The organism is Terasakiella sp. SH-1 (assembly GCF_004564135.1).
Taxonomy (GTDB): Bacteria; Pseudomonadota; Alphaproteobacteria; order Rhodospirillales; family Terasakiellaceae; genus Terasakiella.
On sequence record NZ_CP038255.1, the window covers coordinates 2596967 to 2615083 of the forward strand.

Sequence of the window (18117 nt, forward strand, 5' to 3'; positions counted from 1 at the left end):
ACAGGCTGTGATATAGAGTCCGACCTAGCTTGTCCCATTGATTAAAACATCATAGTATTAACAAAAACTAAAAGCTTTGATGGAGACAAAGATGTCTGCGCAGCATACCATCGCCTATCATACGGCCCGCACGGTCGTTCTGCTGACACTTTGTTTCGGCCTGATCATCGGAAGCCTTCAGGTCATTTGGGACTATCATCAACGCATTGACAATTTCGAAGAAGAAATTCAGCATCTCATCGGTTCTGTTGAAAAAGCGGCGGTTAAGGCAGTTTATACATTTGACAGCAGTCTGGCCAAAGAAGTCGCCAACGGCCTGTTTGAATTCCCCCCTATTTCCAAAGTCGTCATCCGTGATGAACAAGAAGCCATTATGGCTACCTTGCAGCGCTTTCGAGGGGAATTGCCCAATAGCTGGATCTCAGATCATTTATTTGAACAACAATATGTCTATCACATCACCCTGCATCAGGAAAAAGACCCCGACACAGCGATTGGTCGCCTGCGCATTGATGCAACACCGCATTTTATGGCCGAAGCCTTTACCAAACGGGCATTGATCATTCTTTCTTCCACCCTGTTGCAAAGTTTCGGCATTGCGATTTTCCTTTTTTATGTTTTCCACAACAGGGTCACTCGCCCCTTGCAACAACTGGCCGATGATTTTTCAAAAATCACCCCGGAAACGCCTGATAAAAACACCCTGACCCTCAGTGAAACCATGCGTTCACATGAGTTTGAAGAAGTGACCACAGCAGGCAACAATATGCTGAAAGTCATCGGCTCCTACCTAACTGCCAAAGATACAGCAGAAGCTGACCTCAAGCGCCAGAAGAATGAGACCGAACGCTTCCTGACCATTGCTGAAGCCATTATCCTGCGTCTGGATACAAATGGAAAAATCGCCATGATCAACCAGCGCGGGCTGGACGTGATGGGCTATCAAGAAGATGAACTGATCGGCAAAGACTGGTTTGAACTTGCCATTCCCACACAAGTCCGCCAACAAGTTCGTCTTGTTTTTCAGGACCTGTTCAAACCCGGCTTGTCCTATCAACAAGGAACGGCTTCCTCTTATTTTGAAAATGATATTCTGACCAAAAACGGTCATTTGCGCCGTGTCTATTGGCATAATGCACTGGAAATGGATAAAGACGGCAATATTATCGGCGTCCTCAGTTCCGGTCAGGATATTAGTGAACGTAAAAAAGCCGAAGATGCCCTAAAAGCAACAGAAGGTAGCTTGCGCGCCATTATCGAAGCCACCTCAGAAGGTTTTAGTATTATTGATATCAAACATATGGAATTGATTGATATCAACACCGCCCTTTATGAAATGCTGGATTACAAACGTGATGAAATGCTGTTTTTTCCGTTTGAAAAATTTATCCATCCCAATGATCAAGACTTGTTGAAAAGCTATTATCAATCAGAAAACCGCCCCCCTCATGTCTCCCTTGAGTTACGCTTGCTCAAGAAAGACGGGAGCCCTGTTCCTGTGGAAATTAATGCCTCCAACCTACCGATTAGCCAAAGCGAAAGTTCCCGTAGCGTTGCCTTTATCACAGACATTTCCAAACGTCGTGATCAGGAAAAAAGCCAAAAGCTTTTGGAAAAGCAATTGCGCCAAGCCCAGAAAATGGAAACCATCGGGACGCTGGCCGGTGGCATTGCCCATGATTTCAATAATATCCTGACCCCGATTTTAGGCTATTCCTCCCTGCTGAGTTCGCGCATTCCAGACAATGACCCCAATTATGAGCGCATTGTCCAGATCGCTAAATCTGCCAAACGCGGGGCGGACATGATCAAACAAATTTTGGCATTTTCGCGCAAAAGTGAAAGTGACATGGCAAGCATTTCCCTTACCCCTATTATTAATGAAGCCATGGATTTGATGAAGGCCACAACCCCGGCCAACATTAAAATCACCCTTAAATTGGAAGACGACTGCCCTGCCGTCATCGCAGCAGACAGCCAAATTCAACAAATGATCCTGAACCTGAGTACCAATGCCGTTCAGGCTATGGATAAGGCCGGGGGAACTTTAACCATTACCCTGAAAGAGATTGAGGTTGATGAATATCTGGCAAACTCTTCCCCCAACCTGGAAGAAGGGCCTTATGTCCGCCTAAAAGTGATTGATACCGGCCATGGTATGGATGAAGAAACCGCCAGCCGTATTTTTGATCCCTTTTATACCACAAAGGAAAGCGGTAAAGGCACCGGGCTTGGCCTTGCCATGGTCCATGCCATCGTGCAGGAACATCAAGGTGACATTTTCGTTGATAGTGTTCTGGGGTTGGGAACCGTCTTCACCATCTATTTCCCAACCAGTAATGAACCCGTTGTTGGAGAAGAAACCGTCCCGGATATTGCCAGAGGCAATCACGAATGTGCGCTGGTCGTTGACGATGAAACGCTGAACACCCGCTTTTTAGAAGAGCTGTTGGAAGAAGTGGGCTATGAATATGAAAGTTTCAATCACAGCCCGGATGCCTTGAAAGCTTTCAAGTCCCAGCCCGATAAATATCAGATTATCTTAACTGACCAGACCATGCCAAAACTATCAGGTGATCAACTGGCAAAAGCCATCCGTGAAATCCGCCCCCGTATCCCAATCATTATGATGTCTGGGTATGATCAGCATGTGGGGGCAGAAAACGCTGCCGATTTCGGCGTAGATCGCTTTATTCCCAAGCCGGTCCCCATTGATGTACTTACAAAAACAATGCAGGATCTGTTGGGACGAAAAGCTTAAAGGCCACCTTCGACAACAGTCAGCCCCAGTGCATGCCAAGCCTGCATGCCACCGCGATAATAATTCAGCTTCTGGGCAGGATAACCGGCATTGATCAATGAACGAATGGCAGCTTGGGACTGACCACACCACGGGCCATTGCAATAAAGGATAAGACTTTCCGCCTTGGTACAATCCCATTTCCCCTTGCTTTTCTTACAGCCCATTTCATCCATACGGGTTGAAGCTTCCACATAAGGAATATTGACAGAGCCTGGAATTGTCCCTTTGAAATGCCATTCTTCGGTACGTGCATCCACCAACAACCCTTTTTTATCACGCAGGAATTCAACGATTTCCAGTTCCCCCACAGTTTCCACACCGTCTGCGGCCTTCATCGGTTGCACACAAAACGGTGGACAGGGGCGAGAGGTCAAGGCGAAATCGGCCATGATCTCATTTGTTGTATCTTGAACACGTTCAATGGAGATCGGTCCATCGTCGGTTTCCACAATGATATTTTTCAGCCCCTTGGCAATATTCACTTCCTTGCCAGAAGCCGCTTCCTCTGCATGGGCAGAAAGCCCAAAGCCTGCAATCACAACCCACAAGGCAACAATAAACTTATTCATCAAAAGGTCTTCCCTTATTCACTACCTAAAAATTCTGCAATCTGATCGGCCAGATCTTCACTGGCAAAATCAATAAACATATGATCGGCTTCTTCAACCGTGACAAAAGACACATTGTCCTGTTGATTTTTTTCCATTTTCCCCGGCAAATCTGCCACCACCGTATCATCACTGGCAGCAACAACAAGAACAGGCTTTTTAATCGAAGACAACAAAGTCGGCGTATCCAGCTTTGTATCAGCCGTATAATAATCGACAAAGGCATCGGCACTTACACTTGCACCTGCACAATAGATAAAGTCGATCGCTTTATTCAGATCAGCCCCTTTCCCCGCTTTCACCTTGGCCTGCATCTCCTGCAAGACAGGCCCATATCCTTTATTATAGCGTTTTTTGTAAGAGGCTTTTTCTTTTGCCTCACTCCATGTCTGCGGGGCAACCAACACCAGTTGCTTCACCAAGTCATGAGAACGTTCCGCTTCATGCCAGGCCACCTGATTGCCCCCACGAGAATGCCCAATCAAGGTCACAGAGCCTGCGCCCTTGTCTTTCAGCCAGTTCAGCCAACTGTCAATTTCATCAACAGAATCACGATGCTTATGGGTATGAGGCAGTGCACAATCATACATGCCAGACCGTTTATCCAGTCCCAGTGTTAAATTCACCGCCAAAACATTGAGTTCCCGTTCATTCAGCAACTCTCGTTGGGCGCTCACAATCGCCATATCCTTATGGGCCAAGGTGCCATGAACGAACAGAACAACACCATCGTCTTTCAAGCTTTTCCCATCAGCCAGTTCCAAGCTCCCCAAAGCGGTCAGCCCGTTTGGAAGTTTCAGCTCAACCTCTTCGGCCTGAATTGGGGATGAAAAAACAGCACAGGAAAGCATCCCGAGCAGATATGCAATTTTTTTCATAAATATCCTCCCTGATATCAGCATATGTGTTTTCTTTTATTTATTGCTAATTTATATTACTCTAATATCTTATGCGAGTCTTTCCTGTAATCAAAAAAGGATAAGCCATGCCCTTGGACGTCTCATTTCTGGCAGCATTTAGTGCGGGTCTCTTAACATTTCTGTCTCCCTGCATTTTGCCGCTGGTCCCGGCCTATCTCTGTTTCATTAGTGGAAACTCCCTTGAACAGCTGACAGCAAAAGAAAACACAACCGATTTCAATCGCTCCAATGTTCTATGGGCGGGATTTGCCTTTGTCCTTGGGCTATCAAGCATTTTCATTGCCATGGGGGCTGCGGCAACCACACTGGGCCAATTCATAGCCCAATATAAACAAACCCTGTCCATGGTTGGCGGCTCAATTATTGTGATTTTCGGCCTGCACTATATGGGGGCTTTCAAAATTGCCTTTCTCAATTTTGAAAAACGCATCCATCCCGATCAAAAACCCGCAGGCATGATCGGGGCCTTTATTCTCGGTCTTGCGTTTGGTTTTGGCTGGACCCCTTGTGTTGGCCCGGTCCTCTCCACCATCTTGATGATTGCCGGGGGCATGGGGGAATTAAGTGACGGGGTGACATTGCTTGCTGTCTATGCAGCGGGGCTAGGCATTCCCTTTATGCTGGCAGCGGCATTAAGTGCTCATTTTATGGGATTTCTGGGCAAGTTTCGCCGCCACCTTCACAAGGTGGAAATCGCCATGGGACTTTTGCTCGTCCTGACAGGTATCCTCATCCTGACCGGGAGCCTGACAGATTTGACAGGCTGGTTATTGAAAACCTTCCCGGTCTTAAATGGTCTAAATTGATGCCTTACGGTTTTTGCCCAGATTGTGCCAGTTCAACGATGTAGCGTTGAAACGGCTTACCTGTTTCATACATTTTGTCATTCACGTAATTCAACATCGCCTTGAAATGAAACGGGCGAAAAAAGCCCGGCAGGCGGGCCGCATCACGGGCCATCCCTTCTTTGCCTGTGATGTCTTCATGTAAGAACTGAACCGTCGGGGTAAAGGCAATTGCGTTTTTAGCTGCAAACTCTTTTTCCGTCATTTCCGTGCCGTCAAAATCCGTCACGTCACGATCCCCCCAGATATTCATCTGAACAACGATAAAGTTATCCTGCATATATTTTTTGATATGGTCCTGAGAGAGCGTTTTTGAGTGAAGGTCTTTGCAATAAGGGCAACCTTTTTGTTCCCAGATGATGGCAAAGCGCTTACCTTCTTCTTTTGCCATTTCAAAATCCTCGCTCATATCGAGGAAGCTCTCATGGAACCAGTCTTTGTGATAGAGGCCAAACTCATTGACTTCCGGTTCAGCTGCTTGTGCCAGTGTGCTGCTGATGACAAGCCCAAACAGCGCAAATAAAACCTTTTTCATTTTTCCAAGCTCCCAGTTTTAGGGGATGATGTAGTGCCATCCCTCAATTTTCTTCTCAATGATTTCCGCAATACCCGACGTCACCAAACGGACCCCGGGTAAAAGATCATCGGCCTTTTTCCCAATTGTTGTCATGGTATTATTACAGGCGATAAATTCGACTTCATAATCCTGCAAGGACTTCACCCGCGCCGCCGCAATGGCTGACTCTTTCAAAATTGGGCGAATACCTGGGCCATAAAACACAATGGCAATTTTCACATTATCCGTGCCATAAAACTTCTGCATGTTAATGGCATTATAATAGACATTGTTGATGTGAAATTCGTCTTTGGTGGTAACTTGCAACACAATCTTGCGGGGGTTATCCCAATCCGGTTCAGGTTCCATCACCTTGGTGTCATGAGGAAGGTCGTGACGCTCCTGCGCCTCAGCCCCTTTCCCGGTTAAAGTCAGGGCAATGATTGCGAAAACAAACAGACGAAACAGGGAAAGCATGAACGGCCACCTTATGAGTTCTTAGGATGTAATTTTCTTACGATCCAGTTTCTTGAGTTCCTGTTGAATAAATCCCCAGAAAAATTCTTCATTATACCCAAGGATACGCCCAACCTCGCGATTTTGGTCATCCATTACAATAAAGGTCGGGGTAAAACTCGGGTAGATGAGATGCTTCAAATCTTTCGGCATCCCACGATCCAGATTAACCTGTCGCAAGGGAAGGCGCTTGCCTTCTTCGGTTTTGTGATACATGGGCAAAACTTGTTCACGCCACATTTCACAATACATACATCCCGGTGAATGAACGAAAATCAAAGAGTCCGCTTTGGCTGGATTTGGAACAATCCAGGTAGCAAACAGAAGTGCACACAGCACAATCGCTTTTTTCATCATGGGCCTCACTATACAGAAAAAGGGCGAAAACCGCAAATTTGGTTTTCGCCCCCTCGCTTAATCAGATTAACGCAGTGCGTCTTCGCCTGTCGGTGTCACACCCAAGGTCGCCTTGGACGTAATATCGACGGACTTATAACAATCCTTCATACAATGCGGGTTCTTCGTATCAGGACGCGGGTCCATGAAGAAGCCCCCTTCGTTCGGCATTTTGATCGCCGCCAGCGCTTTGGCATCCATCGGCTGATCTTCATCATGAAGGCCATTTTCCACCATCAAGAAGTTGGTGATGGCATAGACTTCATCGTCTGTCAGTGACTGTGCGTTACCAAATGGCATGGCCCGTTTGATATAGTCAAAAACAGTGGAAGCATACGGCCAGTAAGACCCGATTGTCTTTTCCGGCTGCCCCGGTGAAGCTTCTTGTGACAGATGTTCCGGATCGCCACCAACCAACGGTGGGTAACGCCCGCCGCCGCCATCAGCAAATTCACCATGACATACAGCGCACTGCTCTTGGAACAGTTCTTCACCTTCCTCGTAGCCGCCACTGCCTGGGGGCAAGCCCAGGCCGTCAGGGCGCGCATCAATATCCCAGCCCGCGATTTCCGCCTTGGTCGGCTTGACACCGAAACCATATTTCAGCTCGTCACCTGCGCAAGCCGCTGTTGTTACCAACACACCGCCAAGCGCAAGGCCCATCAATGCTTTACTTACCGGAAACTTGAACATTAAGAACCTCCCCATTTTTCTGAACCAGCCATGTGTGGATGGAGTTGTTGTGATAGATCGACCATGTGCCACGGATTTCACGCAACTGATCAATTGTCGGCTGAACATTGCCTTTTTCGTCATAACAACGGCTTTGCAGCAGGGCTTCCTGACCGTTCCATTCCCAATCAAAGACGAAACGTGTCAATGCTTTATCCAAAACCTGACCTTCAAGACGAGCAGGCATCCAGTTTTTACCGCCATCAACGGAGATATCAACCCCCTTGATCTTGCCCATGCCAGACCATGCCAAACCACGGATCTGGTGATAGCCTTTACCCAGCATCGGATATTCCGGACAAGGAGACGTAATCACAGATTTCGCATCCATAAACCATGTGAAGCGACGAGATGAACCATCAGCCATCGTATCGGTATATTTGGATGTTTCTTCGCGGTGGTGCCACGGCTGATCACCAAATTCCAGACGACGGATCCATTTAACGTTCATGTTCCCTTCAAAACCCGGAACAATAAGACGCAACGGATAGCCTTGTTCAGGACGCAGCATTTCACCGTTTTGTGCGTAAGCAAGGATACAGTCATCGCCCAGTTTCTCAATCGGAATGGAACGTGACATGCCCGCAGCATCAGCACCTTCGGCCAGGACCCATTTGGCACCGGATTTCACACCCAGTTCTTCCATCAGAGTTTTAACCAATACACCTGTCCATTCACAGCAGCTCACCATACCATGGGTGAATTGCAGTTTGTCCATCTGTGCACCACGCCATTCCGCACCGGAGTTCGCCGGACATTCAACGAAGTGAATGCGCGATACCTGCGGTAGACGCATCAGGTCTTCCATGGTGTACATACGTTCGTTTTTCACCATACCATGAACGATCAGGCGGAAGTCTTCCTTCGGGATATGCGGGAAGCCACCATGGTGACGTTCAAAATGCAGGCCGTTCGGCGTAATGATGCCATGCAGGTCCTGAATCGGTGTGAAAGAAATAGAGCTTTCCCCTGTCGGTGTCAGCCACGGCACCGTGCGACGGTGAACGTTTTTCTCATATTGTGACGGGATACCATATGGTTGCGCTGTTACGCTATCGCCCAGTTCCATAGACCATGGCGGCACGTTCGGCGGCAAATGTTTCGGGTTCCCCGCTGCCAAGGCAGCACCACCGGTTGCACCAACTGTTGCAGCAGCCCCAGCGGCGATTGCGCTGCCACGCAGGAACGAACGGCGTGTCGGCTGCAATACAGCGCTTTCACGTTCCGCTTGTGCCATAACGGCTTTGCTATTTGTTTTTACGTCTTTCATGCTTTTACTTTTCCCCAGTTAAGCCCCAATAACTTTTACATTTTGGTTTTCAGGAATATTGACTGTTTTGTGATTTTTGACATAGCCAGAAACCACATCCCAGATTGCGGGCCCTTCAGTACCCTCATTCACGGAAGCCCAACCTGCGACGACATACTCTTTTGACGCCTCAATCGGTTTTCCGGTTTTCAAATGAACCATATTGGTAATGCGTTGCCCCATCGGCTTGTGAATGTCGATGGTGTAACCCATGCCGCCGATACGAACCATGTCCCCACCCTGTTGATAGAACGGGTCAGTGTTGAACAGGTTATCGGCAACATCTTCCAAGATGTCCTTGATCATTTTCCCCGTCATCTTCGAACGGTACGCGTTCGGATAGGTGATGGCGGTTTGGTTATAAATATCATCCATGGTGATCGCCCCACCCGGTGGCAGGCTTGAGCCCCAGCGGAAACCCGGCGACATGGAAATTTCTGCATCGCGGCCTTCCAGCAGCGCCTGACAGATCAAATCATCAAAGGTACCGTTGAAGTTACCGCGACGATAAAGCAGACCTTCAGAATGGCCGACCACGGTTTCGATATGTTCTTTATGCGGGCCACGGATACTATCGACCAGTGCCTGCATTTCTTCATCCGGCTTGATCACGTCAGAGAAAATCGGCATCAGCTTGAAGCTGTGATCGACAACTTTCTTGTTTTCAACTTTCAAGTCCAAACGACCCAGGAACTTCCCGTGGGACCCTGTTGCAACCATCAAGGTCTCGCCAACCTTGATCACGTTAGGCACGGCATCATGGGTGTGACCTGTCAACAACACATCAATGCCGTCAACAGTTGCCGCCAACTTGCGATCCACATCAAAACCATCGTGAGAGGCCACAACGATCAGTTCAGCGCCTTCTTTCTTGGCATCATTGATACGTTTTTGCAGTTTCTGCGGACGAATACCAAAAGACCATTCCGGCATCATGTAGCGCGGATTTGCCACAGGTGTATAAGGGAAAGCCTGACCGATCAGGGCCACTTTCACGCCACCACGTTCAAAGAAGGCGGTATGTTCAAAGACATCTTCTTCCCACTCGGTATCCTGAACGTTACCGCACAGGAACGGGAAGTTACATTTTTCCACCAGTTCCTGAACACGGTCCTGACCATAGGTGAATTCCCAGTGTGCCGTCATGGCGTCAACGCCAAGCTTGTTACACACATCCACCATATCTTCGCCTTGTGTCTGCAAAGATGTATAAGACCCCTGCCATGTATCACCGCAGTCAATCAACAAAGTGTTGTCCGGGCGTTCTTCACGGATGGACTTGATCAAGGTTGCCATTTGGGCAACACCACCAACACGGCCATATTCTTTAGACAATTGTGCAAAATCAACGGAGGTAAAGGCATAGGCATTAGCTGTGCCCGCCATCAGACCATAATGATCCAGTAATTTCTTACCTGTGATATGTGGCACCAGACCGTTTACTTCCCCAACCCCCAGGTTTACAGACGGCTCACGAAAATACAGCGGAACCAGTTGGGCGTGGATATCAGTGAAGTTCAACAAGGTCACCTGACCCTTTGTGTCAAACTTTAAAAGTTCTTCCTGTGTAACTTTCTGTGCACTCGCGGCATGCCCCAGCGAACCAACAGCAGGCACCATTGCTGCTGTGGCAGCAGCGACCTGTAAGAAATCACGTCTTGAAAGCATCAATTATAGCCTTCCAAAAATTATTAACAATTCAACCTCAAATTGACATTTGAAGCATGAGCCCCACTTTTAAGGGACGGTTTTTTAGGCCCCCCCCCTAAAAAACCGCCTTTAAAAAGAGGCTGTTAGTACAGCTTTACTTACGTACAGAGGGGGCTTCGACCGGCAGGCCGTTCCCACGCCATGTCACATAAAGTTCCAAAGCCATATATTCCGGGGAACCCGCCTTCAGCTTCGTTGCACGGATGTTGTTGTTACACCCACGAAAACGTCTGTGAAGAGAGCCCAGTTTCTGCCATTTCAAACGATAGGTCGGGAAACCATTCGCTTGTCCCTGACTCAGCAATTCAGCCCGCATATAATTACCGTTCTGGTCAACGTGACAGTGCTTACACGCCATATCCATCTGACCAACACGCGTGTTGTAATATTCCATACCCTTTTCAAAGTACTCTTTGGCCGGGCCTTCAATATCTACACGGACAGGCATACCACGGGACTGCATTTTCACCAGTGCGGTCATGCCGAGAAGCTCATCAGATTCCCATTTCCATGGTGTGGCCTGCATGCCTTCAGAACGACACAGGTTAATGCGTTTTTCCAGGTTCAACAGATCACCCACTTCCGGATCATATTTGGGATAGACAGTACCGACGCCTTTCATATCCTCAACATCACCATGGCAGGTTTGACAGGACTTGCCTGCATCCCCATCAACCTTGGACCATTCTTCCTGTGATTTCTCAACCCAGAGAAAAGCCGGGTTTTCAAAATCATCCATCTGCAATACACGCGTCTCATCACTGGCGTAAGTGATCCCGCTGCGGGCATCCCCATGTGCATATTTTTCCATGCCTTTCTCAACCGGATCGGTTTGCGGCATAATATGAACAATGTCCGACATATGGTCATCGGCAAATGCAGTGGAAACAGACAGTCCCATGATCGCACCGAACGCTAGGGCGATAGGTTTTTTATATTTTAACATCGTCATGCGATGTACCTCCCGAAAATTTTTTATATTTCTTAAGGCTTATGCCCTTCAGCATGACACCAAAGGGCACCCCCATCTCCCCCCGAAGACGAAATTAGCCCAGTTTCATTTTCGACTTTTTAGTATAGACGTCACCGTTGTCGTCATACCATTTGAACTCAAATTCACCAGCTTCTGTGACCAGCATGTCGAAGTCGATATACGGGTTTGCAGAAATAGAAGTGAACAGGTTTGCGCTCATGATTTCTTTGCCATTAAACAGGGCTTCGAATTTATTGATGATACGCTTGGGGATCTTCTTGCCGTCTTTGCCTTTACGCTGGCCAGATTCCATACGGTGGGAAATTGTTGTTTTGATTGTAACAACGTCGCCTTTTTCTGCCTTTTTCGGCGCTTTCACGCGAGGCTTAGGTGCTTTTGCCATAACTTTTTAATCCTTATAAATCTTTTAAACAGTGAAACGCGATCAGCCGCCGCAGCCGCCGATGGTTACTTTGATTTCTTTCTCACCTGTGAACGTGCGACCATCGTTCATCATAGCGACAGCGCGAACTTTTTGCGTTGTTGCCAAACGAACGCGGAATTTCACACGTGCAGAACCAGAAGCAGGTGTCAGATTAAAAGTGATAACTTCCGGAGACGGGTTGCCGTCTGCGGCGACAAAGATAGTCTTCACATATTCTTTTTCAGTCTGCGGCGCATCTACAGAAATCTCAACCGGAACAGTGTTCCCGTTTTCTGCGATTTCCGGACCGTCAACAGTCACTTTAGATGCTTTTGCACCCGCAGCTTTTACTTTCTTAAAGTACGCATCCACGTCAGCCGGTGTCGCATTGGCGTTACCTGCTAATGTCGCAGCGCCCAGTGCTGCAACCGTGCCAACACCAGCGACTTTCAAAACGTCGCGGCGGCTCAGCTTGGACTTGTCAGTTACTTGAGTCATTAAAGGCCTCTCTAATAAATTTGTGAAGGCTCCCCTTCACGATCATGGTTATTTCAGAGTCATCAAATAGGCGATGACATCTTCGAGCTCTTGCTCATTCAACATCGGCTTACCAACAAAACTCTTCTTGACCTGGTTCAGACCATGGGTTTTGTAATAAGCCATCATTGGTGTATCCGGGTTCATCAGTTTCGGATTAACAATACGCAGGCGAATTTCGCCTTCTGTCATCCGATCTGCCACACCAGCAAGATCAGGAGCAACCTGACCATGAAACTGCTGTTCCGGAATTGGTGCTGTATGACATGTCAGGCAATTACCTTTTTTGCGATGTACAAACAGCTTTTTCCCATTTGCAGGATTACCCGGCTTCCCTGTGAAAGACTTCGGAATCGAAGTGCCATCCACAATGGTATAGGGCTTTAGATTAGGTTCGCTAACACGTTCAAGGCTGCTTTCGGCCAGGGCAGACGAAGAGCCAAAGGCAAGGCTACCTACAACAACACCGCAAGTGATGCTATAGGCTACCGTGCGCTTAAAATTACGGTTACGCATATATCCTCCCAATTATATTTTGGTTCATTTTGAACCTTTCTTTTTCTATTCGAGTCCCCCCTGGCTTCCCCCAACGGCCTCGAATACTCCAACATTCTAATATTATAATACTCTAAAACTCAACAAATTTTTGCCACATCTCCAGAAACATCCAGACCTCCTTGATCTAAAAGCATTTTTAGATTTTGAGGTCTCGCCTCAATGGGCAAAGACCTGTGAAGTGCCGATAAAACACCCCATGCGATTCCTCTGGGGCGTTCAGCCAACCCTTCAAAATGGGCCAAGTCTTCACGCGGATCAATTTCAGCCAGTTTTTCACCGTTAATGACCTTAAGCCCCGGTGTTAACAAGCCGCGCAAATATCCGGTAATGGAGGCCAGAACAGGCTTGCCCCCCAACTGGCCCAACAAGTCGCCCTTTTCAACATATTGTCCAATATCCAGAGCGGTTTCAAAAACGCCTGTGCCCTCTGCCCGCACAAAACGTTCCCAGCCAATACCATTTAACTTGGGTGGTAGTGGTACCGGAGCCGAGGCACAGCCTTGGGAAATCACCTTGCCCAGGTCATCCCCCCAACAACTTTCAACCACCAGATCGACATGTTTACCAGCTTCAAAGCTCGGGCCAACGCCAATCGTCAAAGGCGCCAAACCTTTCAGTGCTTCAACCTTGGTGAATTTCTGAATACGGCCATCAATGATAAGAGAAGGCTTGGTCGCCTTGAGGGCTGCCTCAAACGGCCCGCTATATACAGCGACCTGCTTGCGCTCCTGTGCAACAGGCAACAGCTGTTCAACCCGGTCAACCTTTTGGGCACACACCCCTTGCAAAACAGCCTCCCCTTTCCATAGCGCATCACAAAAGGCCATGCGGCGGCGAATGGTTCTGGGTTGTCTGTTTTCATGGCAAATAACAACAAAGCCTGCCTGAAAAAGCTTCCAGGCAATGGCAGAGCCCACATCCCCCACACCGCGTACAATCGCGATGGGAGCATCCATGGTCCCCTGCCCTGTTGTCATTGAATATGTGCCCGTTTTGATCATGCCCAATTAAGATCTTTTGTTAATAGGTAAGGTTTGGATATAGCCCATCAAGTCCTTAATCACTTCGCTATTCAAAGAACGCCACGCAGGCATCTCTTCGGCCGGATGACCGTTGAGAATTTTATGGAGTGATTTCCAAGGGTCTTCATTTGCCACACGGCCCAACGCCTTCATTGTACGAATGGCACGGCCCTTTTCACCATGACAGTTGCCACATAGCGTTGGATAGAACTTGGTATGGTCTTTAAAGTCACTTTTGACTTTGCGTGTTTTGTCATCAATCACAGTCCCCATGTCCATTTGCCCCTCACTGACAAAGTTTGCCAGATCCAGCAGGTCTTGGTTGGACAGGATCGCCCCATATTCATGGTTATCATCCTTCAGGGTTTTAATGATTTCTTTAACAGCAGCGCCTTTTTTACCATCAATCCCCTTGATGCCTGTAAAATGCTTGCCGCTTTTATACTGACCGTCTTTCCCCCGATAATCCCAACCATGACATTCTTTACAAAGCCAGGTCTGTTTCGGTTTGACTTCCAGTTTCAAGTTGCGTGGATAGGCCGGATGAACCCCCATCGGGACTTCACGCCCGGTTTCCATGAACCAGTTGTCATAAAGGCGACCGCCACGAACAATGGAAACCAAAGACGCTGTTTCCGGCAGGCTTTGCATATAAGCCAGCAATTCCACCAGCTTTTTATCATCAAAAGCCCGCAGGGACGGCATGACGGCACCGGGATGGCCGTTAAAGATGGAATGAAGTGTCAAATAAGGTTTCTGATTGGCAAACTGTCCCAGCGAAACACCAGGCAAACTTTGACCTTCGGCCCCATGACACATGGCGCAGACCGTTTCAAAAAACGGACGCTGCGCATTGCCATCAGCCTTGGCCTTGCCGGTTTTGCGATCAATCATGGCGTCCACATCCGTCAGGCCAACAGAAATAAAACGCGCCATATCCAGAAGCTCACCCTTCTGCATATAATATTGATAATTATGATTCGCGTCATTCAAGACACTGAGGATTGTCGCCGGGTTTTCCCCGGCCATCCCCATAATGCCCTTGGTCGCACCAATCCCTTTATAATCCCAACCGTGACAGGTGACACAACGCCAGCTGGCTGCAATTTCTTCAGGGCTTTGTTTCGCCCCCCTATATTTGGGGTTCGCCTTTTTGGGTGCGCTCTCATCCAGTTCGACCATCCAGTCGTTGTAAAGGCGCCCACCACTTGAAACAGACGCATCCAAATCCGTACTGTTTGCATGTACCTGCCCGTTTTCTCCGGTTGAGTATAAAGCAGCCAGTACAGTAAAAATCGTACCCAGGCGTTTCATCATCATCTTCATTCCTACCTAGCCCTGCTTAACCTTCGTAGTCATGCGGCAGTTCGTGAACCACCCCTTTGTGACACTGGATACAGTGCTTGCCTTCTTTCATCGCCGTTGGGTGCTTGCGACGTGCACGGCGTCCCATATCTTCCAGCGACATGGCATCGAAAGAGTGACAGTTGCGGCATTCTTTTGACTGTGTGGATTCCATACGTTCCCACACCCGTTCCGCCATCTGCAAACGATGCTTTTCAAATTTCTCTTTGGTGTCAATCGTGCCAAGGATTTCATGTAAAACATCTTTGGCGGCAACCACCTTGGCAATCAATTTATCCGGATAATCTCTTGGTACGTGACAATCCGGACAGCCAACACGAACACCATATTCGTTTTTGTAGTGCAGGCTCTTTTTATATTCCTGATAAACGGTCTGTTCCATGGAATGGCAGGACACACAAAATTCCATAGAATTTGTTTTCTCAATGGCCACGCCAGCAACGATCACGACACCTAATGTCCCAAACACACCAATAGCCAAAGCCAGCTTTACGCCGCTTTTTTTCAACCAACTGAGCACAGTCGTTTTTCTCCCAAATCTGCGCTAGCCCCTCAGATTTGCGCTTTTCCCAATCTATTTCATTGAAAAGAGAGCAGTTTCCCTTCCCCCCAGAAGGGAAACCGCCTTCTTTTGCAATATCTGGATTAACCCCAGATATCGTGGCAGATGTTATCGTACCAGCCGTGTGCGTAAGCAACTTCACGCTTACGGTCTTCGGCAGACGCATCCATCGGTGACAGACCGCCAGCGCCTTTAACGCCTGCGATAATGTCTTTTTCCTTGTCGTACTTGTAAACAGCTGCAACTGAGAATGCCCAGTCATCAGCAGCGATAGAATAACAAGTGTTGACATAAGACGGTACACCAACCGGCTTGCCATTAAGCGAAGCTGCAATTGCAGCGGCTGTCACTTTACCTTGAGAGTTGGCTGCATAACCGGATTTCGGCATCTTGGTTGCGATTGCCGCATCACCGATCACGTGGACACCCGGTACTTTCTTGGATTCAAAAGTCACCTTATCCACCGGACACCAACCGGAGTCATCTGTCAGGCCAGCTGCAAATGCGATCGGCCCCGCTTTTTGCGCCGGAATGAAGTTGATCACGTCTGCACTATACTCTTCAAAGTCAGTCATGACTTTCATGTTGTCCGCATCAACACCTGTGATGTTGCCAACATCTGAGCCCTTCATCCATGTGATCATGGACTTGTCAGTGCCATAGCCATAGAATTTCTTCCAGGCTTGCTCAAACAGCCCCTTCTTGGAGAATTTATCCTTCGTATCGAGAATCACGATCTTACAGTTCGGCTTCTCTTTCTTGAAGTAGTTGGCGATCAGGCTGACACGCTCATACGGGCCAGGAGGGCAACGGAACGGGTTCGGCGGTGCCACCAGCATAAAGGTATCACCGTCTTTCATAGCTTCCAGTTGCTTGCGCAGCAGGGCCGTTTGCGGACCAGCTTTCCATGCGTGAGGCATTTTAGTCTCAGCAACCTGTGCATCCAGACCTTCATATTTTTCAAATTTGAAGTCAACGCCTGGCGCCACAACACAACGGTCATAATCGAACGTCTGACCGCCTTTGGTCATGACTTTTTTCTTTGCACCGTCAATGCCTGTTACCATGTCATGGACAACTTTCACACCAGCTTTCGCCAATGCGTCATAGCCTTGCTTGATGCCGTCCATGGAACGTTTGCCGCCCAGAACTTCGTTGCTCATAAAGCAAGTGAAGTAATTTTTGTCAGCTTCAATCAATGTCACGTCAATGGAACCATCCATCATACGCAGATAGTTGGCAACTGTTGCACCAGCAGGACCACCGCCCACGATGACAACTTTCTTGCCAGCCGCACGTGCGATGCTTGGTGCACCCATAACAGCAGCACCTGTTACAGCAGCTGCACCTGTTAATTGGAGGAAACTCCGGCGATTAAATTTCGTCATATTATTAAGTCTCCCTTACCTTACATCTTTGAGCCCATGTAATGGATAACCGCTTCATAGCCTTCCTGGCCGTGGTCTTCCATCATGGCTTTCATTTTCTTCTTCTGCTTTTTGCTCCACTCGCGATCGCCAGAGAAGAAATCAGCAACCATGAAACGCAGGTAATCTGTTGTTTGACCGGCCATTACACCGATACCATCGGCAAGATAGCCATCGTCTTCATGACATTTTTCGCAGTAATTCTGGAAAAGCTTGGCACCTTTTTTGACCAACGCAGGATCAACGTCCTGTTTGTAACGCGTAATTTTCTGATTCGCGAAATAGTCCGCCATGACTTTGATTTCCTCAGCACTATAGCCCTTAGCGATTCGGCCCATGACAGTCGATTTACGTTCACCGCTGATATAGGATTCCATAGAAGAAATGAAATAATCCTGTGTAATACCCGCGATTGTCGGTGTTGCCGGACCATGACTGGATCCTTTTGTCCCATGACAGCCAGCGCAAGGCGCAGCAAGGGTTTCAACGCTTGCCATTTCGGCAGACGCATCGTTTGAATAAGACGCCATCGCCAGCAGCCCAGCTGCCACCAATGTCGGCTTCAAAAAAGTGCGGCTCATACATGCCCCCCTTCTTATTGGTTTATGTTTTACTCCTAAGCCATAACACAGTTTTTTCGTAATTAAGTATACTTTTTTATGATGTTTTTATAATATAAATACCACACTATTTATGCAGTAGAATATCATATCTACATTTTTCTACTGTTGTTGCGCCGCGCAAAAAGTCTTTTATTTTCCGAAAGAAACCTCTTTCCTTAGATTTTTTTTAACTCCCACATCAAAAATCAAGTTGTGATTTTAGGGAAAGCACTTAAACTAAAAATAAATCAA

The 18117-nt window shown here is 47.9% G+C and carries 19 protein-coding genes; 2 read left to right on the forward strand and 17 right to left on the reverse strand.

Annotated elements, in window-relative coordinates; genetic code table 11:
• The first annotated feature begins 91 nt into the window (after positions 1-91).
• Positions 92-2761 carry a PAS domain S-box protein gene (locus tag E4K71_RS12100; RefSeq protein WP_167730505.1) on the forward strand — a complete coding sequence of 890 codons (2670 nt, stop codon included), beginning with the start codon at positions 92-94 and terminating at the stop codon, positions 2759-2761.
• On the opposite strand, the gene E4K71_RS12105 is transcribed toward E4K71_RS12100, so the two are convergent.
• Positions 2758-3372 carry a rhodanese-like domain-containing protein gene (locus E4K71_RS12105; protein ID WP_135079919.1) on the reverse strand — a complete coding sequence of 205 codons (615 nt, stop codon included), beginning with the start codon at positions 3370-3372 and terminating at the stop codon, positions 2758-2760. The genes E4K71_RS12100 and E4K71_RS12105 overlap by 4 nt on opposite strands.
• A gap of 14 nt (positions 3373-3386) precedes the next feature.
• Positions 3387-4289: an alpha/beta hydrolase gene (locus tag E4K71_RS12110; RefSeq protein WP_167730507.1), complete on the reverse strand. Its 903-nt coding sequence runs from the start codon at positions 4287-4289 to the stop codon at positions 3387-3389.
• Between the two features lie 107 nt (positions 4290-4396).
• On the opposite strand from E4K71_RS12110, the gene E4K71_RS12115 reads away from it, so the two are divergent.
• Positions 4397-5137 carry a cytochrome c biogenesis protein CcdA gene (locus tag E4K71_RS12115; RefSeq protein ID WP_135079923.1) on the forward strand — a complete coding sequence of 247 codons (741 nt, stop codon included), beginning with the start codon at positions 4397-4399 and terminating at the stop codon, positions 5135-5137.
• 4 nt (positions 5138-5141) lie between these two features.
• Here the strand turns inward: E4K71_RS12115 and E4K71_RS12120 are convergent, their stop codons facing one another.
• From E4K71_RS12120 to E4K71_RS12190, 15 genes are all read right to left on the reverse strand, one after another.
• Positions 5142-5711 (reverse strand): thioredoxin family protein, encoded by a 570-nt coding sequence (locus E4K71_RS12120; protein ID WP_135079925.1) that lies wholly within the window; start codon positions 5709-5711, stop codon positions 5142-5144.
• Positions 5712-5729: 18 nt separating this feature from the next.
• Positions 5730-6209: a DsrE family protein gene (locus tag E4K71_RS12125; protein WP_135079927.1), complete on the reverse strand. Its 480-nt coding sequence runs from the start codon at positions 6207-6209 to the stop codon at positions 5730-5732.
• A 21-nt stretch (positions 6210-6230) separates the two neighbouring features.
• Positions 6231-6605 (reverse strand): hypothetical protein, encoded by a 375-nt coding sequence (locus E4K71_RS12130; protein ID WP_135079929.1) that lies wholly within the window; start codon positions 6603-6605, stop codon positions 6231-6233.
• A 66-nt stretch (positions 6606-6671) separates the two neighbouring features.
• Positions 6672-7337, reverse strand: coding sequence for a cytochrome c (locus tag E4K71_RS12135; RefSeq protein WP_167730510.1), 666 nt, complete (start codon positions 7335-7337; stop codon positions 6672-6674).
• Positions 7315-8646: a sulfite dehydrogenase gene (gene soxC, locus E4K71_RS12140; RefSeq protein ID WP_240796802.1), complete on the reverse strand. Its 1332-nt coding sequence runs from the start codon at positions 8644-8646 to the stop codon at positions 7315-7317. The genes E4K71_RS12135 and soxC overlap by 23 nt, the downstream gene beginning before the upstream one ends.
• An 18-nt stretch (positions 8647-8664) precedes the next feature.
• The gene (gene soxB, locus E4K71_RS12145; RefSeq protein WP_135079933.1) at positions 8665-10353 is read right to left on the reverse strand and encodes a thiosulfohydrolase SoxB; all 1689 of its coding nucleotides are present in this window, start codon (positions 10351-10353) and stop codon (positions 8665-8667) included.
• Between the two features lie 136 nt (positions 10354-10489).
• Positions 10490-11347, reverse strand: coding sequence for a sulfur oxidation c-type cytochrome SoxA (gene soxA, locus E4K71_RS12150; protein WP_135079935.1), 858 nt, complete (start codon positions 11345-11347; stop codon positions 10490-10492).
• A gap of 94 nt (positions 11348-11441) precedes the next feature.
• Positions 11442-11771: a thiosulfate oxidation carrier complex protein SoxZ gene (gene soxZ / locus E4K71_RS12155; protein ID WP_135079937.1), complete on the reverse strand. Its 330-nt coding sequence runs from the start codon at positions 11769-11771 to the stop codon at positions 11442-11444.
• A 42-nt stretch (positions 11772-11813) separates the two neighbouring features.
• Positions 11814-12290 (reverse strand): thiosulfate oxidation carrier protein SoxY, encoded by a 477-nt coding sequence (gene soxY, locus E4K71_RS12160; RefSeq protein WP_135079939.1) that lies wholly within the window; start codon positions 12288-12290, stop codon positions 11814-11816.
• 48 nt (positions 12291-12338) lie between these two features.
• Entirely contained in the window at positions 12339-12845 is a 507-nt protein-coding gene (gene soxX, locus E4K71_RS12165; protein WP_135079941.1) for a sulfur oxidation c-type cytochrome SoxX, read from the reverse strand.
• 119 nt (positions 12846-12964) lie between these two features.
• The gene (locus E4K71_RS12170; protein ID WP_135079943.1) at positions 12965-13843 is read right to left on the reverse strand and encodes a hypothetical protein; all 879 of its coding nucleotides are present in this window, start codon (positions 13841-13843) and stop codon (positions 12965-12967) included.
• A 51-nt stretch (positions 13844-13894) separates the two neighbouring features.
• A complete protein-coding gene (locus E4K71_RS12175) occupies positions 13895-15229 on the reverse strand; it encodes a c-type cytochrome (protein ID WP_167730512.1) in 1335 nt (444 codons plus the stop codon).
• Between the two features lie 22 nt (positions 15230-15251).
• Positions 15252-15794 carry a NapC/NirT family cytochrome c gene (locus E4K71_RS12180; protein WP_240796803.1) on the reverse strand — a complete coding sequence of 181 codons (543 nt, stop codon included), beginning with the start codon at positions 15792-15794 and terminating at the stop codon, positions 15252-15254.
• Between the two features lie 125 nt (positions 15795-15919).
• Entirely contained in the window at positions 15920-17224 is a 1305-nt protein-coding gene (locus E4K71_RS12185) for an NAD(P)/FAD-dependent oxidoreductase (RefSeq protein ID WP_135079947.1), read from the reverse strand.
• A gap of 20 nt (positions 17225-17244) precedes the next feature.
• Positions 17245-17844 (reverse strand): cytochrome c, encoded by a 600-nt coding sequence (locus tag E4K71_RS12190; RefSeq protein ID WP_135079950.1) that lies wholly within the window; start codon positions 17842-17844, stop codon positions 17245-17247.
• Positions 17845-18117: the final 273 nt, after the last annotated feature.